The sequence below is a fragment of the Maribacter spongiae genome, from assembly GCF_047345125.1.
Lineage (GTDB): Bacteria > Bacteroidota > Bacteroidia > Flavobacteriales > Flavobacteriaceae > Maribacter.
The window spans coordinates 85893-106368 of record NZ_JBLFEQ010000007.1 but is presented as its reverse complement, the minus strand read 5'-3'; the positions used below and the strand labels follow the sequence as shown (position 1 = coordinate 106368).

Below are 20476 nucleotides of genomic sequence, written 5' to 3'. Positions count from 1 at the left end.
ATCTAATAATCAAATAATTAATAGTATATTTAGTAGCATTTTGCATTAAATATTGCTGTTCCCTCCAAGTATTTACGCTTAACAGGCCCCTCTGTTACTGATTTTTGGATATTTTAATTTTAATATCCTCTACTACCACAATGTTATTCGCAACCAAGTAATAACCAATTATATAAATTATGAAAACACTAAAAACAAAGCTATTCTTGGCTTTACTCTCCATCATGGTTACCGGGATTCTTCACGCCCAAGAGAAAACGACCCAGGCTTATTGGGTACATGAAGATGTTGTAAGACCGGCAATGGTCGCCGAATATGAAAATATTTGCAAAGAACTGACGGACAACATGAAAAAACACAATATTCAGGAAGTAGATGTAATTGTTTCGAATACTGCTGATTCCCGTTATCTATGGGTAAGCAAAATTGAATCAATGGCCGATATTGAAAAACCCGTATTCGCCACCTTGGCCGAAAAAATGGGCGGAACGGCGATGTCCGACTTATTTGATAGGATGGACAAATGTTATGATATTGAACACAACTATATAATTCATCTGGATAAGGAACTATCCTATATGCCCGATGGTCTTACACAAACTCCGGAAGGTCAGAATTATAGAAAATTCCACTACCTCCATTATACTCCGGGCGACCGGGCCATGATAAAGGAAAAAATGAAAGCCATTCGTGCTATGTTCGTTGAAAAAGGTTCCAAGACCCATTACCGGGTGTATAAAAGCGGTTTTGGCACACGCGGTGAATTTTTTATGGTGGCCGTGGCGGCCAAAGATGCTATAGATTATGCCACCAAGGCCTCGGCCAACGATAAAGCATTGGGTGAAGACGGTGACAAAACAATGGGCGACCTGTTCGGTAATTTGCTCAAATATGAAGAATTCGTAGGTCGTATGCGTCCAGATATGGCCTATTCCCCTTCCAATTAAATTTTAGACTTCGATCTAAAAAATCGAGATTTTATTTTATCAACCTTAAAAATCAATATAATGAAAAAAGCAATTTACCTATCGCTTGCCATACTGTTTTTGATGGCATGTAACCGGGGACCTCAGCGCTATACGCAAAACTCTCCTGAAATTGACACGGTCAAAAAGCACATTGCCAATTACAATAGTAAAAACTATGATACCAGTGTTTATGCGGATACTTCAAAAACATATTTCAATACAAAAAAGAACCCTGTTTCCGCAAATGATGTTATGAAGTACCATAAGGAAATGGATGTGAATTACTCCAGTCGGGGATTTTTGGACAAAGATCAGGAATATGAAATGGTACTTACAGATGATGGCGAAACATGGGTCAATTGCTGGTTGGACTGGAAAGGTACTTTGGCCGCCAATAATCAGGAAGTTGAAATTCCCGTTCATTTGACCTATCAATTCATTGACGGGAAAATAGTGCGAGAAGTCGGTTTTTGGAACCCCACGGAAATCGTTATGGCATTACAGGCCATGGAAGCCAAGAAAGAGACTATGGAAGAAACCGCCGAACAATAAATTTAAACAACACTAAACAATTATAAAAAATGAAAAAAATACTGTACACATTGGTGCTGCTACCTTTTTTAATGATAGCGCAAGAAGAATTGATCATAGAAAACGTCATGTTGACCGTAAATCCTGAAAAAATTGTAGAATTTGAAGCGGGGATAGCGGCACACAACAAAAAATTCCATGCAGAAGGGCCATATGGTGCAAGGGTCTACAATATACTCAACGGTCAAAATGCCGGTAAATATATGCTGATCATGGGGCCTTTACCGTGGAGTGCTATGGACGATAGACCCCATAGTGAAGAACATTCCAGTGACAATGCAGAAAATATATCCAAATACCTGATGCCCGAAGTCGAAGTAAACTATATGAAAATACACCCAGAACTTTCCAATTTTTCGAGGGATTTTAAAATTAACAAAGTTTCCGTTTTCATGATCGATGTAAAACGATTCAAAAGAAAGGACTTTATGGACAAGGTCATAAAAAAAGTGGTCAAAGTGTACGAGGAAAAAATGCCGGATCAGCTCTATGGGGTCTATAGCAATGAGATGAACAATAGGAGCGGTCTGGATTTTGGATGGGTAGAATTCTTTGACAATTCATCCTGGTTGGGGAAAGAAGACAAATTCCCGCAATATTTTGAAGAAGTGCACGGGGCGAGGAGTTTTCAAGGATTCCTGGCCGACGTTGAAGCGACCACGGACGGTGATAGTACAGAAATATGGGTCTTGCGAGAGGACCTTAGTGGAACCAGTGCCCAAGTAAAAGCATTATCACGTCAATAAAAGAACTGTAGACCTATCTTTATCAAAGCCCGGATATTCTTCCGGGTTTTTCTTCATAAACACCGATGCATTGAACAAAACCCCTAATTCCTGCCCGTCCGGCAGGTAGGTTCGCTATAATCCAAAAAGTTTAAACCAGTTCAATAAAAGGTAAGTGTCATGCGCATATCGAGGTCCATAAGAATCCATAGATTATCAAAAATAGGTAACAAATTTATTTAGAGAAAATTAGAACCTAAAGCTCACTGTTAATAAAAAATAACGTGCCAAAAGAGATTGGGTGCTACTGCGCTGTGCAAAATCGGAATTGTTTACAAAACTTACATCTTGTTGGTCCAACAAGTTTTTGCCTTCCAAACGATAGGTCAGGTTTTTCTTTTTATTGGTATACCGGGCAGAAAGATCCCAAAACAGGGTACGGTTATCGGAGCTATGCACATCGGGTACAGTATAATTGAGGTCGCTATCTATCCGGAAACGGTCATTGGGAATATAATAAACACCAAATTTATTGGTGATACCTTCATTGGTAAATGTATTGATATCTTCCGAGACAAATTCCGTTTTGCTATAGGATAGGTCGTTGCTGAACAGAAATTTGCCAATAAATGACGTGCTTATGTTGAAACCCGCACTTAGGGTATTGCTCTTATTTTCACGAAGGTCCGAACTATTGACCAGATTAAAATAATCACGCTGGTCGTAGGATCCTGTCAGGGACAGCTTTGAACGCAACCCGTTTACATATTTACTGATGCCAGCATTGATGTTACGATTTTTAGAACCAAAACCTTCTAGAAAGTAAGTAAGGTACGATACGTTTTGAGCCACCGTATAATTGGAAAAATAGGCATTATTACTTTTTTGGTAATTAAAACCCAAATTGGCATCAATATCCTTGAACAAATCAGAATACCTATAGAAAATTGAAGCACTCTCGGCTTTAATCTTATTAAAATTAAGAACGTTGTTTCTCAATGACCGATTGGTTCCCAAAACGAAATCAGTGTACAGCTTATTCTCATCCGGAGGGGTATTGGTACTTCCGACCGATGCGTTTACGGAGTGCTTCTTGTTCAATATATACTTAAAGGTTAATGAAGTATCCCATAACCATTGATTGCCTTGCTGTGAATTATTTCCCAATAAATCCTTATAATCATAATTGTACCATTTACCGCTAATCTTAGGGTATATTTCAACCGTTTTGGTCTTAAAAAAATAACTCGTTGTCAACTGTGGCATAAATACCCCATAAGCCAGGTTATTTTGGAACACAGTATTCCCCGCGATATCGGTCAGGTCGCTTTCTAAACGGTTCTTAAAATAATCTAACCCAAAATCTAGACTGAATTTGTGGTTTTTTTTATTTCGACTGTAATATTGCCCCGCAAGGTTCATACTTTGCTTTTTGGCAAACACCTGTTGTTCATTGGTGGTACCCGATACCAGCGTATTGGAGTCAAAATCGATTCCTGAGATAAGGGTCAACCTTTCCGGTGCCTCGTCATATGCCGCTACTGCCGTTAATTTAAGGGCACTACGATTAGTGATCCTGTGCGTATATTTAGTGTTGGCCCAAGCATATTTATTGTTAGATCTAAGGTTTCCCCCTTGTTCTGCCCCATTTCTAAGGCCCAATTGATTATTGATTTCCTTTTTTTTAGAGAGCTTCAACTGTGCTTCTATCGAAGTTTTTTTACTGGCGAACCACCTGTACTTGAGCTTGGCATTCACAAAACGGGGAATATTGGTTTTACGATCCGATTGTTCTATGACAATGGGGTTATCAGGGTCGGTATTGATAAGGGTGCTGGAACTACTTTCTTGTACCGACCGATCCGAAAAATAATCCATGTTCAATCGCAGGGTCTCTGTTTTCGATAATTTGGGCAATACATTTAGGCTGCCAAAGAAAGCATTGTTGCTAATACTGTTCTGCCCTTGAGACAAATTGCCTTGCGAAGATTCGGTAATATAAGTGGGCGATTTAAAGGTATTGGCACCGAATCTTCCTCTTAAAAAATCTGATGGATCAAAATAATTAGACGATGCTTGCCTGCCCATATTGCTGTAGCTAAGGGTGGCAAAACCTTTAAGTTTTTTAGTCACTGCTATGCCCGTGGTATTGGCGTAATAACGTTCTTTATGACCATAACCCAACTCCGCTTTGCCAGAAAACGAAAGTCCATCTTGAAACTTAAGGTTCAGGGCCACATCATCATTTTGACTGAGCCCCTGGAGCAAGGGGTTGTCCTCAAAATTTTCTATGGCCTCTACCCCTTTTATATGTTTGGCATTGATATTTTTAGTGCCAAGGGTATAACCGCCATCAAAAAGGTTATCGCCATCTAGCAGTACATTTTTCACATCCTTGCCCTTGAATTTTATTTTACCATTGGCTTCCAATTTGACTCCGGGCAGTTTCTTTAGAATGTCTTCTACCACTCGTTCTGAACCATTGGTAAGTTTTTCCAAATTAAAGGTGGTGGTGTCATTTTTTACACTTACACGGGCTGCTTCGGCATATACGGCGACCTCTTCCAATTCTTCGGTGCGTTCTTCAAGGGTAAAATTTAAGGTAAACCGATTGGCGTCATTTGAAATTTCAAGTGGTTTTCTGGTCTTTTTATGCCCTAAAGAAGATACTTCCACCCAATACTTGGGCATTTTGGTCAAATGGGTGATTTTGTACCTGCCCTGATTATCAGTAATATCAAAGGCTACAATTTGTTGGGTGCTGTCTTGTTTTTTTAGCAATATATCAACATACGAAACGGGCTCTTCCTTGGCATCCGCTATAGTGCCTGAAATGGTGATTTCTTTTTGGGAAAAAGCCGAAATGGACAAAAATCCTATAAGGAGATTTAAGAAAAGGCTATGTTTCAAGAACATTAGTTTTTAAAAGATTCCATCATTTTTTTCATGTGTTCGTTTTTTATGATGATGCTTTTTAAGTTCACTATATAATATGAGGCGGTAAAATAAGAAAAGGGTGACATTATATGTGTTGCACATTAAATCAGTTCTTTTTTTGGGAACCGTTCACCAATATGAAAAGGGAAACTTTTCAATATCTCCATTACAACTGTACTGTATCTTTCTTTTATATTTGGCAGATTTAACATCTATTATTTGAACCGATTTATTATAATACCATTCCCAATCAACGGTTTTAGTATCTGCAAAAGGGTCTTTTATCTTTTTATTGGTCGAAACAATGCGATAAGCTGTCGCTTCAAAAAAATAGTGTCCATCATCAGAACCTACTTTTAAGATGACTCCGGGCAGGCCATGGAATTTCCATGGGCCTCCCTTAAAATTTAGTTTGGTGGTGAAATAGGCCGTATAATCCCTGCCCTTATAATGCGCCTTGGCCTGTTGGCATTGCAGGCCCAATATGGTTTCTTTTTCAAATGTTATCTTCCAATCAAACAGATCCATTTTTTGTTGCAGTACCATATCAATATCTTTTTTTAGGGATACATGGTGCTTTAAGGTTTTGGTCGGATATTCTTTGAACAATAGTATATGATAGGTCTCATACCGCATATCTTCTTCACGAACTTCCATTGGAACACCTGGTATCGCTCCTTCGGGGTGTAGTGGTCTTTGCCCAAAAACAGTATCCAACTGCCCCTGTTTAAAAATTGTGGCCTTAGCTTTTAAAGTGTTACAATTGGTAAGGGTATAGTCCAGCACCAATTGTTTTTCCTGTGCCCTGTTTATAATCGGAAACAAAACAATAAGTAACAATAATAGTCTAAGATTTTTCATAATCAAATCATTTAAAAAGATTGCCCAAAACTGCTTATTACAATTCTGGGCAATCGCATTGTTTCTAATATATTTGTGGTACTATTTCACATCTTCTAGAGATTTCTCCTTTCCAAGATCGTGCGCCAAATGTTATTGCCCATAAATAAGAGGTTCCATCGATTGAATGACCCTGGCAGTTGTCATCAAACTTATAAGACCATCCATACTCTGGAACAAAATATGGTTCTATTTCATAGATCTGTTTTTTTAATGGTTATATATGCAATCCGTAACTGTTATAACCCCAAGGGGTTTTATAGTATTAGCTTTTGAGGGAATCGTAGTTTGTTTATAAACCAAACGGTAAACGGGGGAAGTAATTCTTTAACTCCTGCTAAAGTAGGTGAATTATCACAAAAGCAATGTGTAAAAAACATGCGTTTTCTGTTTTTTCATCCAAGAATTATCTAAATAATTGGTTTTGAACGATTTAATATTTAGATATTAAGGGAACAGTGTATGTTTCCTTTTTTTAATTCTTCCATGACAATAAAAAGAAAATACCAGGTCTTGCGAGAGGATCTTAGTGGAACCAGTGCCCAAGTAAAAGCATTATCACGTCAATAAAAGAACTGCAGACCTATCTTTATCAAGGCCCGGATATTCTTCCGGGTTTTTCATTAAAAAAGAATTGTAAGGCAAATATGCTTTGCCTCCTAATCTTATTATGTATCTTTTAAAACAATTTTAAAAAGGCGGATATTGCTCCCTTTTAATCCATTCCATATCATGGATGTAAAGTTCAACCCCTAACTTAAACCCGGTTTTAAACCTATAAATTATTCGATATTGAAAAACCCCGTCATCACTTTCCTTTTCGTTTTGCTCTTTATAAACATCCTAACAGCGCAAGATGTGGATGTTATGAGCTATAACATTAAATATGACAATGTAAACGATACCGTCAATAATTGGAACGGCAGGAAACAGGCTGTGGTAGATTTGATAAATCATTACGAACCTGAATTTATAGGGATGCAGGAAGTCCTTTATGGACAATTAAAATATTTGATCGATAACTTGATCAATTATAAATACATAGGCGCAGGCAGGGACGATGGAAAATTGAAAGGAGAGTTCTCCCCAATTTTATACGATGTTTCTAAATATGAACTTTTGAAAAGCAAGACTTTTTGGTTGTCCGAAACATCCGATAAAATTTCTATAGGCTGGGATGCAGTCATAGCACGTATTTGCACCTATGGACTCTTTAAAAACAGGATTACAAAACAAAAACTATACATTTTCAACACACACTTTGATCATATTGGAAAAATTGCCCGGGAAAAATCCGCAATACTTATCGCCAAAAAAATCAGTGAACTAAACACGGATAATTTTCCGGTCGTTTTAATGGGCGATCTTAACTTGACCCCGGATGAAACGCCTATTCAATATTTACAAAGAGTATATTCAGATGGTCAGGCCATCACAGAAAGACCATTTTACGGACCCAAAGGCACGTTCAATGGTTTTGACCCCAACATGGATGTGGATAAACGTATCGATTATATTTTCACCAAAAATTTAAACGTAAAAAGTTACATTCATATTGATGATCGTATGGAAAACAACAAACATATTTCCGATCATTTACCGGTATTTAGTAGAGTGTCACGATTATAGCGAATACTAAGTTTATCATGTTACTTATGGGTGCGGAGGATCGTTAAATTCATATCGATTGCCAATACGTTAAAATACCTCAATAACTTCAACTGGGCAGGCTATCGAAATAGATTTTGGGATAACTTCTTTTGTTTCACGATGCAAGCCCCATTGTGTACAGTTTTGTGTTGCCATGTCCGTAGAAGGTAGAAATGGGATAATGGCGTTTTGAAAACCTCTGAAAAAAGCATCCGGTCAAGATATGTTCAATTATATATTTATGGGATTAATATGATTATCATCATAAGTTTTATTGATGGTTTTTTATACATTTATATCATACAATCATTGACATGACCATAACCCAATTACAGTACGTACTGGCCGTGGCGGAGTATCAAAATTTTACTTTGGCGGCGGAAAAGAGCTTTGTAACACAACCCACTTTAAGCATGCAGGTGCAAAAGCTTGAAGATGAATTGGATATACTTATTTTTGACCGAAGTAAAAAGCCCATTTCAATCACGGAAGTGGGCAAAAAAATAGTGGCCCAGGCCAGGAATATCGTAAATGAAGCGGAACGCATCAAAGATGTTGTCGACCAGGAAAAAGGGTTTATCGGTGGGGATTTTACGTTGGGAATGATCCCGACCGTTATGCCTACTTTACTGCCCATGTTCTTAAAAACTTTCATCAATAAATATCCAAAGGTAAACCTCATCATAAAAGAACAGAATACGGAAAGCCTGATTCAGAATATACACGATGGGCATCTGGACGCTGCCATAGCCGCCACTCCTTTGGAAGTGGATTTTATTACGGAAAGACCCTTATACTACGAACCTTTTGTGGGTTACGTTCCTAGGGACCACCGGTTATGGAACGCTTCGCAACTGGAGCCCGAGGATCTGAACGTATCCGATATTCTTTTGTTGCAGGACGGGCATTGTTTTAGGGAAGGGGTCTTAAACCTTTGTAATACACCCAAAAAGCTAGGCGAAGAGCATTTTAGGCTCCAAAGCGGTAGTTTTGAAACCTTGGTCAACCTTGCCAATGAAGGTCTGGGAATGACACTCCTGCCCTATCTTAATACCTTGGAACTGGATGAGGATAAAAAAGAAAAACTGAAATTTTTTAAAGAGCCTTCCCCCGCTCGCGAAGTAAGCATTATATACCATAAAAAGGAGTTGAAAATTCAGATTACCGAAGCTATACGAGACACCATAGCCGCCGTAATAAGAGGAGCCATCGCCTTTAATGATGTAAAGATAATAAGCCCTATAGGTAAATAAAAAAGAGCCCTAACGGGTCTTTCTATTGTTCTCTATGTAAATTAAGCTTTGTTTTAGTTCGGGTTTATCCATAATAAATTGTTCCAACCAGATTTTCAATTCCTCAACTTCTTCTGGCAATAAATTCAGGAGTGCTTTTTTTAATTCTTTATAAAAGAGTCTCACATCAAAACTTACTTTTTTAAGTACCGTTTTGTTATACTCCAACATGTTCTTGGCCATATAGTACGTTCTTTATTAATTAGTCGCCCTATAAAGTTAAACATAAAACAATATGTAAAATTGCCTCTAAAAAGTTAAAAACCATCAAATTTTGTTAAACCTTTGTTCGTGCGTTTTTGTACATTTATTTTTTTCGTGATTTGAGCGAATATTGTCCGCTCACAACGGTTCACTGTAATGAAATAAATATGAAAAAACTCCTTATATCCGGTCTTATGAGCATAGCGTTGAGCTGTGCCCCCGTCAAGAAGAGATTGCATAAGGATATTGGGAAGATACTGAAAACGGAGTTTTATAAAAACCAATTTACCGGCCTCTTGGTTATCGATTCCGATACCAGGGATACTATTTACGATCGGCACAGTGCAAAGTATTTTACCCCCGCCAGTAACACCAAGATTTTCACCCTGTACACGGCACTGAAGGCACTTCCCAAAAAAATACCCGCCTTAAAATATATCTTTAAAAATGATACTTTGTTTTTTGAAGGGACCGGAGATCCCTCATTTTTGCACCCACATTTAAAGGACAGTACGGCTTATTCATTTTTAAGACAATACAAAAACCTTGCATTTTTTGCGGATAATTTTGAGGATACCCCATGGGGGGCCGGATGGTCCTGGGATGACTTTCAATGGTATTATTCCCCGGAACGGAACGCTTTTCCAGTATATGGCAATGTAACCTCAATATCCAGTGCACCTACCCGGAGGGTCTCGCCCACTTATTTTAAAGATAGTATTATAGCCAAGGGCAACACCTTTAATAGGGAACCGGATAAAAATCTATTTTATTTTGATGCCGATCGAACGGACACTTTGGAAGTTCCCTTTAAAACAGATCATACCACTATCAAAAATATATTGGAAGAAACGCTCCATAAGAACATATATGAGGTAAACGCCATGCCCAATGGCCCAAAAGAAGTACTTTATGGTATGCCGTCCGACTCCCTCTACCTTAGATTGATGCACAACAGCGATAATTTTATTGCGGAACAACTACTGTTACTTTCCGCATCGCAATGGACAGATACCTTGAACGGTAAACTAGCACGCAATAAAGTTTTAAGGGATTTTTTAACGGACGTACCCCAACGGCCCAGATGGGTAGATGGTTCCGGGCTTTCCCGGTACAACTTGTTTACGCCACGATCCATGGTTTATGTGTTGGAAAAATTATATCGGGAAATCCCCAAAGAACAGCTTTTTAATATATTCCCGGCAGGTGGGGTTTCCGGAACCTTGTCCGATTGGTACGGAGGCAATGGCAAACCTTATATCTATGCCAAATCAGGGAGTTTAGGAAACAATTATTGCCTAAGCGGGTATTTATTGACCAAATCGGGCAAAGTCCTTATTTTCAGCTTTATGAACAATCACTTTAAACATCCGAATACCGAAGTAAAACAGCGGATGCAGGATATTTTTGAAGCTCTGAGGGACGGCTACTAGGCTTTTAAACCTCGTTATTTACCAAAGTGGTAAAACGTTGCATCAACATTCCTATTTTAGGGGATATGTAAGTTTTGCAAAACGGCTTTTCCACGTCTGAATAATAATAATTGTGAAAATATTCGTCCGATGGTTTAAAAGTTCCAAATTCAAGGATCTGGGTTATGATGGGTTCTTCAAAACCCTGTTGCAAATCCATTATTATTTCCTGGGCCGACCGAGCATCTTCCTCCGAAAAATAATAAACGGCCGATCTATATTTGGCCCTCATGGAATGGTCTTTAGTACTTTTATGGGTATGTAGGTGAATGGCTATCAAATCCGACATTCCAATAACTTTCGGGTCATAGTGTACGATTACAGCTTCGGAAAAATCGTTTTTCTTATCTATTGGGGCTATAAAACCCTGTTCCACTTTTTCTATTCCCTTTAAGGATAGAAAAACGGCTTCCGTACACCAATGGCAACCGCCGCCCAGACCGATTTTTTGAATACCTTCCATACAGGAACAGTCGTTAAAAACTCAGGGAAATAACACATTGATCTTGGCATATTGCAATAACATAATAGTTTTGGCATCTTTTATCTCACCGGACTTTATCATACCCAAAGCCTCATCAAATCCACATTCCAATACTTCTATATTTTCCGTTTCATCTTCGGCACCGCCGCCCTCCCCTATTTTCATATGGGTTTCATATTTACCAATAAAGAAGTGTAAGATTTCCGTTACCGAGCCGGGCGACATATAGGACTCAAAGACCTTTTCTACCCTGTGCACTTTATATCCCGTCTCCTCCTCCACTTCTTTACGGATGCAATCTTCGGGGCTATTGCCATCCAAGAGTCCCGCACAGACCTCGATCATCATACCATCCTTATTACCATTAACATAAGTGGGCATACGAAATTGCCTGGTAAGCACTACAGTTCCCTTTTCCCTATTGTATAATAAAATGGCCGCTCCGTTGCCCCGGTCATAAGCTTCACGATGCTGTGTTTCCCATGAGCCGTCATCTTTTTGATAATCGAACGTAAACTTATTGAGCGTGTACCAATTGTCCGATAAAAGTTCCTTTTTTATGTTTTTAATATGATTGTTATCCACGGTTTTAGATTAAAAAAATAAAGGTATCGATTTATACGGTGTTCCGGCCAATCAAAACAACCAGAATATCTATTCTTAAAATGGATAGTATTATATTTAAGCAAATTCTATTTCAATTCGTGATGTACAGAAAATTTTTCTACTTGGCCCTTATTGCAATATTGACCCTTAATTGTAAACCCGAGGTCAAAAACAATCAAAAAAAATTACCCCGTATTGCCATTGCAGGCCTTGGAATAGAGTCCAGTACCTTTTCCCCGGCACGGACCCATGAAGAAGCTTTTCATGCCAGGATCGGGAATTCCATTTTTCAACGATATCCTTTTTTTGCAAAGGATACCGATATTCGTAAACGGGCAGAATGGATACCTACCTTACTTGGAAAGGCATTGCCGGGTGGTATGGTGACCAGGGAAGCTTATGAATCCATGGTAGGGAAAACCCTAAAAATGCTCAAGGAAAACGGTCCGTACGATGGTCTTTTCTTTGATATCCATGGGGCCATGAGTGTTGAAGGACTTACCGATGCCGAGGGAGACTTGATCAAACGTATTAGAGAGGTGATAGGGTCGGAAGTTTTGGTTTCCACATCAATGGATCTACATGGTAACGTATCTAAACGATTGGCACAACATAGTGATTTGATTACCTGTTATCGGATGGCGCCCCATGAAGATGCCCTGGAATCCAAAGAGCGTTCCATTACGAACCTGTTGGACCGTTTGGAAAACGGAAAGGGAAAGCCCAAATATAAAGCATGGGTTCCCGTACCCATTCTATTGCCGGGGGAAAAAACCAGTACACGTATAGAACCGGGGAAAAGTCTCTATGCGCAAATACCATCCATTACAAAACAGGAAGGAGTTATTGATGCGGCAATATGGATCGGTTATGCCTGGGCGGACGAACCTCGTAACCATGGCGTGGTCATGACCACGGGAGATGACAAGGAACAGGTGATCCAGGGAGCCGAAAAACTGGCCCAAAGTTTTTGGGACGTACGGAACGAATTTGAATTTGTTGCGCCCACCACGACTTTTGACGAAAGTTTAAAATTGGCTTTGAAAAGTGATAAACGACCATTTATAATCAGCGATATGGGAGACAACCCTACCGCCGGAGGCGCCGGGGACGTAACATGGACGCTCCGTGAAATCCTTAACCGATCGGAGTTCAAATCCGAGAACGGACCATCATTGATCTACGCCTCTATACCCGGACCAAAACTTATTGAGGAAGCTTTAAAAGTAGGAATCGGCGGAAAAGTAAAGGCAATAGCAGGTGCTGCCGTGGACAATCGCTTTGCACCACCACTTCAATTGGAGGGAACCGTTGAAGCCATTAAGGAAGGAGATAGGGATGCAGAAGTGGAAGTTGTTGTTAAAATAGGCAGTGTTCATGTAATCGTGACCAAAAAGCGTAAACCGTACCATCAGGAAAACGATTTTACGGACTTGGGGCTAAATCCTAAAAACACGAATATCGTAATTGTTAAGATAGGGTATCTTGTACCCGAACTTTATGAAATGCGGGGAGATTGGATCATGGCTTTGACCCCCGGCGGTGTAGACCAGGATTTGGAACGTTTGGGTTATGAACACATCAAAAGACCCATGTTTCCTTTGGACACCTACATGGATACTCCCGATTTAAGGGCACGTTTGATTCCGGCCTCGGATAACTAAAAACTACTTATACGGAAGTTGCTCGGTTTAAATACTGCCTAAAAAGGAAGCATTTCAGCCTTAGATAGCCTACCTTCAATTTGTCATTCTCTTGTTTAAAATCAATCCTAAGCTGTTGTAGTTCCTTTTCAATGGGTTCAATCTTGGTATTGTATTGCCCTTATGGAACATTGTTGGATGGGGTAAAAAGAGAATAAACTGCCTGAAATCGTTATAAAATTTCAATAATCCAATATTTGAATTATGCTACCTAAAAGATTCACCAAAGAAATGTTCAAGGATTTACTATTTCTGTTCGGGTATTACTTTGTTATCGCTGCCGTAACAGGTTTAATCTACCTTATTTCAATCTTTTTTTGAATGTGGTCAATCACAGATTTTATTTGGGCCGTCTTTTTTGTTGGACTAGGTTTGTTAGAAGCCCATTGGAATCGTGATGCCTTTAATGGGAAGAAAGATACTTGGAAATCTTTATACAAGGTAAGATTCGTATTTGGAGTAATTCTAACACTAGGTAGCACCTTAGTTTTACTCGCTAACTTGTTGATGTTGATTTAAATTAATTCGTAGAATCTGATTCATAAACGGCAATCAACATTTCAGCCTTAGATAGCCTATCCTTCAATTCGTCATTCTTCTGTTTGAAGTCAACCTTAATTTGTTTTAGCTCCTTTTTGATGGATTTCATCTTGATATCATATTGTTCTTGTGGAACGCTGTCGAATGGTTTTAAAAGTGAATAAGCTGCAAAACCTAAACTGATAATGGAAATTACAATTGGTAAGTAATGAGTTTTTGTTTTTTGTTCTAAGCTGATTTTTTGAAGCTTTCTTATCTCATCTTCTAATTTTATTTTATCATAAACGTCTTTATTCTCAATTTGTGAAACCTCATATAAACTAACAAATCCGCCCCAGTCCAAGAAGTCTTTTGGGCTTGATTTGAGATAGTAATTTTTACTCCCTGGTTGTGGATATTTATCTAAGACCTCTGGTAACTCTATTAATATTTCTTCTACAATAGATTCAATATGTCTAATGGAATAGCCATGCTTAAATTTATCCTCCCATAACTCCTCAACCTCCCATTGACTTTTTTTGACTATAGCAAAATTTAATATTTTATCCTTCAATTTTGCTTTTTCCAATCCATTCATATCATAATCTATTTATATCAATACTGCCTGAATACTTATCTATTGTCTTACCTGTTTTTGGGTCTAACTGAATCTTAATAAAGAAATTATACAAGGATTGCGGATAAATACGATCTTTAAAGTTCATGAACGAGTGGGTTCTGGGTTCTGGGTTCTGGGTTCTGGGTTCTGGGTTCTGGGTTCTGGGTTCTGAAAAGTAAGCAACAAGATTTAATTAACAAACCCTTGGTACAAAAAACGAATACTTAAATGCAATGATCTACTATTAAGAATAAATCCACAAGAAGAAAAAACCCACTTTCTTTGAATAGGGCATTAAAACCTATTATCCCCCATCACAATGTCTCCTAAACCACCCAAAATACTTCCTTCTCCCTTATCTTTTCCACCTCTTGGAATGGATGCCAATACACGACCGGCCAACCTACTAAACGGCAAGGATTGTATATATACCGTTCCAGGACCCCGAAGGGTTGCAAAGAAAAGCCCTTCTCCACCAAAAATGGTGTTTTTTATACCGCCTACAAATTCTATATCATAATCCACATCTTTGGTAAAACCTACAATACATCCCGTATCCACTTTCAACACCTCTCCCGGAGCCAATGTTTTTTTGGCCAACGTTCCCCCGGCATGAATAAAGGACATACCGTCCCCTTCCAGTTTTTGCATGATGAAACCTTCTCCTCCAAAAAGACCGCGACCCAAACGTTTGGAAAATTCGATACCAATGGAAACGCCTTTGGCAGCACAAAGGAAAGCGTCTTTTTGGCAAATGAATTTACCCCCTTTTTCGGATAAGTCTATGGGTACTATCTTTCCGGGGTAGGGAGAAGCAAAACTCACTTGCTTCTTTCCTCGTCCAACATTCAAAAATGCGGTCATAAAGAGGTTTTCACCCGTAAGCATGCGTTTTCCCGCAGAGAATATTTTGCCCAATACACTACTGTCCTGATTGGAGCCGTCCCCAAAAATGGTATCCATTTTAATATCCGTGTCCATCATCATAAAGCTCCCGGCCTCTGCCACAACGGCTTCTTGCGGATCCAACTCTATTTCCACATATTGCATTTCTTCCCCGTAAATCTGGTAATCTATTTCGTGATTTGTGTTCATATTAGAGTCTCTTTTATTTTGTTGAATATGTTGATTTAACAATCTAATACCTTGTTAGTATGCATCTATAAATGTATTGTTACACTTAATGAACAAAATTCAATACTTTTTTGAAGAACTTTTCGTATTTAAAGTTGTTCGTAACCTTTCATTTCTCAAAGACAAGATAATGCCGATATTACCTTCCTTCAATTCAATATATTAAATTGAGACCTTACATGTGATTTTGATTGGTTTTGTCAATCAAGATTTTCATAAGAATGTGGAACTCCTTTAATTTCATGTATTTTGAAACTACTGGAATCGGTTCATTCAAGTACTTCAAGTGTATATTAACACACAAAACAGAATCCGATATATCTATACCAAAATCCTTTATATCGTAATAATTGATTTCAATCCCGAAAAGTGAGAGGTCATTCTCTCGCAATATAATCTTATCATCTTTTAACCGATAAAACTTGGAAAAGGAATAAATCAGGTACGCAGACCATCCTATCAATGCAAGAGCAGCTATTAGACATACTTGGTTAACCCATGCTTCTTTTATTGTCAATACCCCTAACTTATAGATAACAAAAGCGCCATATAATTGACCTATCCCTATAAAAAGCAAGTTGTACAATGGTTTAATTTTTATTGTTTCAATCGAATCTGCCATAATCATTTATTATCTTACCAATTCCTTTCTTAAGAAGACTTCTATGGTTAGTTTTTTTGTAGTGCTGCTCATTTCCATTTGGGGATATAAGTTGATAAAAATCTTGTTGAATTCAAAAGAGTTGACAGCATTTGCGAGAGAATTTGATAAACTTTCCAAGAAATATAAATTTTCGGAAGCACAAAAGTCAGACCGATATAAGATAGAGGCCCGACATTATAGGTTACTCAACAAAAAAACAACCATATCGAGCTTAATTTGGTTTTTTATTGAAGTGGTCTGTATAGTATTGATTTATTTGGGCTTTGCACAAAAATATTTTTCATCCAACCTATTCTAGTTCTTCGGTTTAAATCTACCTACCAATAAAAACTCTTGTCCTATTTGATGTATACCTAAAATGGTATAATCTATTTCATGGTTTGCATTGCCCATAGTTATTTCTTTTTTACCATTCGATATATGACGTATACATAACGCACCAAACGTTACATTAGAACATTGGCAAAGCAAAAACACAAGAAATATAAATAATGCCAAAAGTCCGCAACCTGCCAATCTGACAAACAAGGGCCATACGGTATCCTCAACAAAATTTCCAATATAGTCTATAATGGGCACTGCCAATGCGGTTGAAATAAAGCCGTTAATATGGGAAGGCCATAATACCCCCTTCTTTCCTAACCTGAAAATTCTTACTTTTAACCGGCTTGATTTCCAGATTGAAGCAACCTTGACGGATCTTCTGCTACAAAATCATAACTGAACCGTTTTAACCAACTTGAAAAATGAATCCCGAGTTATTTAATGTATTAGGAAAAATTGCAGGAATTGCCGGCTTAAGTATCGGATTAATACTTGTGATTTTTAGAGAAATTATTCGTAGAAAAATCTTTCCCAATTTAACCAAAGAGCAGGGGTATAAGATCTTAAGGTTAATCATAATATTCGTATTCATAATTGCAATGAGCGGCATTGTAGCTTGGACTTACACCGAGCATATTAGAAATACTAGATCAAATCCCGATGGAGACAGCGATACCAATTCAAATCTTGACCAATTTGTGGTACATGAAAAAATTACAACTTTGGATTTAAGAACAATGACCTATGTTAGTCCTGATTCTATGGACATTCCTACGAGTTTCGTACGACTACATCATCTGATCGATCTAAAAAATGTTAAGGGCAATCATAATATTTTAAGGTTGCCATATAAGACGGGGGGAGCACATTTAGATGTAAGAAGCTTGACCCATGATTCCAAGCTTTTTGAATCAACAGATCTTAATAACGATTTGAGAGGAAATTTTAAGATTGAAAAGGTATTGGAAATCAATCTAGGAAAATCAAATGATGTTACCATAATAAACGAGGCAACATATTGGAACGCTTTTAATAAATTCCCTCGTTACGGGCTTATATCCAATTATCAGGAATCACCTCAAACAATGTCTTTAATTGTTCAGTTTCCGGAGAAAATACCATTTCCCGTTTTTAAAGTTTTCAAATTGGAATCAGGAGAAAGAATAATAAGCCAGGAGCATTTTGTGTTTCAAGATTTAGAAAACAATACTTTAAAGATCATGGTTCGAGTAGAGGAGCCTTTTGTCAGAGATACCTATCTAATCGAATGGGATTATAAACCCGAAAGAAACATTTAGTACAACAATATATGAAAATATGCACTAGAACACATTTCACATTAAATGTTAGCGAACTATTTTGATCCATCTTAAAAAAATGTCTGCAAAAACCATGACTTCAAGCCAACAAAACAACCGCATAAATGGATATTGACACTAAAACACTCGAAAGGATATTTGGAACAATAGGTGCAATTGCCTCCATTATAGGTACAATTGCAATTTCGTCATATTTTATTGCAATAATCCCTGTCGGAATTATTATATACTTAATCGTTAGTAAAACAATCCCGATCAAAGGAAAAGTAAAAGGATTAAAAAAGGTCGATTCTTTTTCTTATAATATAACGGCAAAACCTAATTATATATTTATTTATGGTAGCTTATTAAATCCAGAAAGCCTTTTGCGTACCATAGAAAGGAAAACGAAACAAATTGAATATCTTCCTTGCTCTACAAGAGGTTATTCATTAAGATGGATTAATGTAGGACCTCAAATAAATATGATCGATAATGAATGGAATAGCTTCGAGTTTAATGACTATGGAGCGCTCAATCTATTTTATACCAAGGAAATAAAAGACAAGGTTGATGGAGCAATTATTCAGGTCACCAATGAAGAATTAAAAAAGTTAAAGGATCGGGAACGTAACTATAAGTTAAAGAACATTACCTCGGACATAATTTTTAAGAAGAAATTCATGGGGTATTCCGAAATATATACTTTCATTTCCGATATTGATAATTTTGATCATTTTGTAATTAGAAATGAATATTTTGAATCCATAAAGAACACTTTAAGCAGCTTAGGGTTTGGTAATAAACACATTACTCCTGAAAATCATAAGATTGTTAAATCATATTACCCCTCCATAAAACTAAAAGAACATTTTACTGGTAAGAAAGAACTTAAGGAACTATCGGAATCATTAAACCAATATCTGTTCAATAATAACTGCGTTAGGTATTTCAATGAAGATGAGTTTCCCATACCTTCAATTAATCTTCCCCTGGTTCTTAACCGAAAAATATATTCCGAGATAATCAAGGTATCGGAGACCGTTATCGGTTTATCAAAAAAATCATTCAATCTAATCGAACAGGACAAATATTTAAAAGACTTAAGTGGTTATAGTGATACATGCTTTGATTTAGCAAGTGAAAGTACCTTAAATACCAGAAAATTACCGGAAGTTACAAGAGTTGATATATGCTTAACAAAAGATGGTATAAAAGTGTTCGAGGTTAATACGGACAGCCCCGGTGGAATGTTTCATTTGGATTGTCTTCTAAAAAAACAAAGGGATTTCTTAAATAAAAAACAGTTATCCGACAAAATTGATATCGATTTAAAAATTTTGAGAGACCAGAAAGATGTATGTGATGCAATTTTGGACTGTTTAGTGGAAAGTTGGGAAGATTTCAATCAAAAAAAGAATCAAAACGAGCCTTTAAAAGTAATCGCAATACTTGAAAAGGACTGGAAAATGTGGTCTACCAGAACCGAGTTCGAATATTTTAAAAAATTACTTATAAGCGAGAACTACGATGCCGAAATATATGAACCTCATGAATTGGATTTTGAAAATAATTCATTGATCGTAAAATCTTCACGAAAGAAAATAGATTTGGTATATAAAAGAGTTTTATGGAATAGCTTTTTTGAAAGTAAAAACCATTCAGACGAGGATATTAAAAACAATCCTATTTTTAAGGCATACAGCCAGAACAGTGTATGCATGGTAAACTCTATGAACTCTTGGTTACTGGGCAATAAGCTTGCCCTTGCCGTTCAAAAAATGGACTTATTTGAATCGGATTTGACAAAAATAGGGATAACATTGACCGAAAACGAAAAGAAAGTCCTCCATGAAAACATGCCTGCAACCTATATCTGGAACGAAAAATATCTTGACAAAGATGAAGTATTGAATAATTTAGATTCATTTATCTTAAAATCTTTCACGGGCTTCGGTTCAAAAGAATTTGTAACCGGTAGAAACAACGCTACCGTTCGAAACGAGTTTTTGAAACTATTGAACAAAAACTATATTGTACAGGAGAAGTTAAATCATGGACGTTCCATCATACCCATTAATACTACTGAATGGGAAAATTGGAACTTTATCATCGGGGCTTATGTAGTTAATGGAAAGTGTGTTGGTTTAGAAGCAAAATTTGCGGAAAAGCCTCCAATTACAATGAATTATGACAATCATGGAAATCCCGTTGGCTATAGAACCGCCGTATTTCCAACATTGAATTGAATATGGCATACTATTTTGTATGAATAATGATACGGCCGTGGTATATATCAAGGGATACAGTTATTAAATCTTTTTCATGACTTAACGGAAAAATAAAACGTAACCCGTTACCATCCATATACAAAATACAACCTTTC

The 20476-nt window shown here is 37.4% G+C and carries 18 protein-coding genes; 10 read left to right on the top strand and 8 right to left on the bottom strand.

Annotated elements, in window-relative coordinates; translation table 11 throughout:
* The first annotated feature begins 179 nt into the window (after positions 1–179).
* Genes ACKWB9_RS11280 through ACKWB9_RS11270 form a run of 3 tightly spaced genes read left to right on the top strand, consistent with a single transcriptional unit; the run spans position 180 to position 2305 of the window.
* Positions 180–947 (top strand): hypothetical protein, encoded by a 768-nt coding sequence (locus tag ACKWB9_RS11280; RefSeq protein WP_414003120.1) that lies wholly within the window; start codon positions 180–182, stop codon positions 945–947.
* A gap of 60 nt (positions 948–1007) precedes the next feature.
* Positions 1008–1520: a nuclear transport factor 2 family protein gene (locus ACKWB9_RS11275; RefSeq protein ID WP_414003119.1), complete on the top strand. Its 513-nt coding sequence runs from the start codon at positions 1008–1010 to the stop codon at positions 1518–1520.
* 29 nt (positions 1521–1549) lie between these two features.
* Positions 1550–2305 carry a hypothetical protein gene (locus ACKWB9_RS11270; protein WP_414003118.1) on the top strand — a complete coding sequence of 252 codons (756 nt, stop codon included), beginning with the start codon at positions 1550–1552 and terminating at the stop codon, positions 2303–2305.
* A 228-nt stretch (positions 2306–2533) separates the two neighbouring features.
* On the opposite strand, the gene ACKWB9_RS11265 is transcribed toward ACKWB9_RS11270, so the two are convergent.
* Both ACKWB9_RS11265 and ACKWB9_RS11260 read right to left on the bottom strand, forming a co-directional pair.
* A complete protein-coding gene (locus ACKWB9_RS11265; RefSeq protein WP_414003117.1) occupies positions 2534–5194 on the bottom strand; it encodes a carboxypeptidase regulatory-like domain-containing protein in 2661 nt (886 codons plus the stop codon).
* Between the two features lie 156 nt (positions 5195–5350).
* Entirely contained in the window at positions 5351–6082 is a 732-nt protein-coding gene (locus ACKWB9_RS11260) for a GLPGLI family protein (RefSeq protein WP_414003116.1), read from the bottom strand.
* A gap of 831 nt (positions 6083–6913) precedes the next feature.
* Between ACKWB9_RS11260 and ACKWB9_RS11255 the strand changes: the two genes are divergently transcribed.
* Both ACKWB9_RS11255 and ACKWB9_RS11250 read left to right on the top strand, forming a co-directional pair.
* The gene (locus tag ACKWB9_RS11255) at positions 6914–7750 is read left to right on the top strand and encodes an endonuclease/exonuclease/phosphatase family protein (protein ID WP_414003115.1); all 837 of its coding nucleotides are present in this window, start codon (positions 6914–6916) and stop codon (positions 7748–7750) included.
* A 335-nt stretch (positions 7751–8085) separates the two neighbouring features.
* Positions 8086–9024 (top strand): LysR substrate-binding domain-containing protein, encoded by a 939-nt coding sequence (locus ACKWB9_RS11250; protein ID WP_414003114.1) that lies wholly within the window; start codon positions 8086–8088, stop codon positions 9022–9024.
* Between the two features lie 9 nt (positions 9025–9033).
* Here the strand turns inward: ACKWB9_RS11250 and ACKWB9_RS11245 are convergent, their stop codons facing one another.
* Complete coding sequence (locus tag ACKWB9_RS11245) at positions 9034–9246, bottom strand: hypothetical protein (protein ID WP_414003113.1); 213 nt, start codon at positions 9244–9246, stop codon at positions 9034–9036.
* A gap of 188 nt (positions 9247–9434) precedes the next feature.
* Between ACKWB9_RS11245 and ACKWB9_RS11240 the strand changes: the two genes are divergently transcribed.
* Positions 9435–10700 carry a D-alanyl-D-alanine carboxypeptidase/D-alanyl-D-alanine-endopeptidase gene (locus tag ACKWB9_RS11240; protein ID WP_414003112.1) on the top strand — a complete coding sequence of 422 codons (1266 nt, stop codon included), beginning with the start codon at positions 9435–9437 and terminating at the stop codon, positions 10698–10700.
* Positions 10701–10704: 4 nt separating this feature from the next.
* Here ACKWB9_RS11240 and ACKWB9_RS11235 read toward each other — a convergent pair whose 3' ends face one another.
* Together ACKWB9_RS11235 and nudK are read right to left on the bottom strand one after the other, a co-directional pair.
* On the bottom strand, positions 10705–11202 hold the full coding sequence (locus tag ACKWB9_RS11235; protein ID WP_414003111.1) for a peptide-methionine (S)-S-oxide reductase: 498 nt from the start codon (positions 11200–11202) through the stop codon (positions 10705–10707).
* 21 nt (positions 11203–11223) lie between these two features.
* Positions 11224–11808: a GDP-mannose pyrophosphatase NudK gene (nudK, locus tag ACKWB9_RS11230; protein WP_414003110.1), complete on the bottom strand. Its 585-nt coding sequence runs from the start codon at positions 11806–11808 to the stop codon at positions 11224–11226.
* 122 nt (positions 11809–11930) lie between these two features.
* Here nudK and ACKWB9_RS11225 point away from each other — a divergent pair, with 122 nt between their 5' ends.
* Positions 11931–13493, top strand: a complete 1563-nt coding sequence (locus ACKWB9_RS11225; protein ID WP_414003109.1) for a M81 family metallopeptidase — start codon at positions 11931–11933, stop codon at positions 13491–13493.
* 559 nt (positions 13494–14052) lie between these two features.
* On the opposite strand, the gene ACKWB9_RS11220 is transcribed toward ACKWB9_RS11225, so the two are convergent.
* From ACKWB9_RS11220 to ACKWB9_RS11210, 3 genes are all read right to left on the bottom strand, one after another.
* On the bottom strand, positions 14053–14649 hold the full coding sequence (locus ACKWB9_RS11220; RefSeq protein WP_414003108.1) for a hypothetical protein: 597 nt from the start codon (positions 14647–14649) through the stop codon (positions 14053–14055).
* A 315-nt stretch (positions 14650–14964) separates the two neighbouring features.
* Positions 14965–15765 (bottom strand): TIGR00266 family protein, encoded by an 801-nt coding sequence (locus tag ACKWB9_RS11215; protein ID WP_414003107.1) that lies wholly within the window; start codon positions 15763–15765, stop codon positions 14965–14967.
* A 214-nt stretch (positions 15766–15979) separates the two neighbouring features.
* Positions 15980–16426, bottom strand: coding sequence for a hypothetical protein (locus tag ACKWB9_RS11210; RefSeq protein WP_414003106.1), 447 nt, complete (start codon positions 16424–16426; stop codon positions 15980–15982).
* A gap of 43 nt (positions 16427–16469) precedes the next feature.
* Here ACKWB9_RS11210 and ACKWB9_RS11205 point away from each other — a divergent pair, with 43 nt between their 5' ends.
* The 3 genes from ACKWB9_RS11205 (at position 16470) to ACKWB9_RS11195 (ending at position 20339) form a co-directional block, all read left to right on the top strand.
* On the top strand, positions 16470–16766 hold the full coding sequence (locus ACKWB9_RS11205) for a hypothetical protein (protein ID WP_414003105.1): 297 nt from the start codon (positions 16470–16472) through the stop codon (positions 16764–16766).
* A 448-nt stretch (positions 16767–17214) separates the two neighbouring features.
* Positions 17215–18090 (top strand): hypothetical protein, encoded by an 876-nt coding sequence (locus ACKWB9_RS11200; protein ID WP_414003104.1) that lies wholly within the window; start codon positions 17215–17217, stop codon positions 18088–18090.
* Between the two features lie 125 nt (positions 18091–18215).
* Positions 18216–20339 carry a gamma-glutamylcyclotransferase family protein gene (locus ACKWB9_RS11195; RefSeq protein WP_414003103.1) on the top strand — a complete coding sequence of 708 codons (2124 nt, stop codon included), beginning with the start codon at positions 18216–18218 and terminating at the stop codon, positions 20337–20339.
* Positions 20340–20476 lie beyond the last annotated feature (137 nt).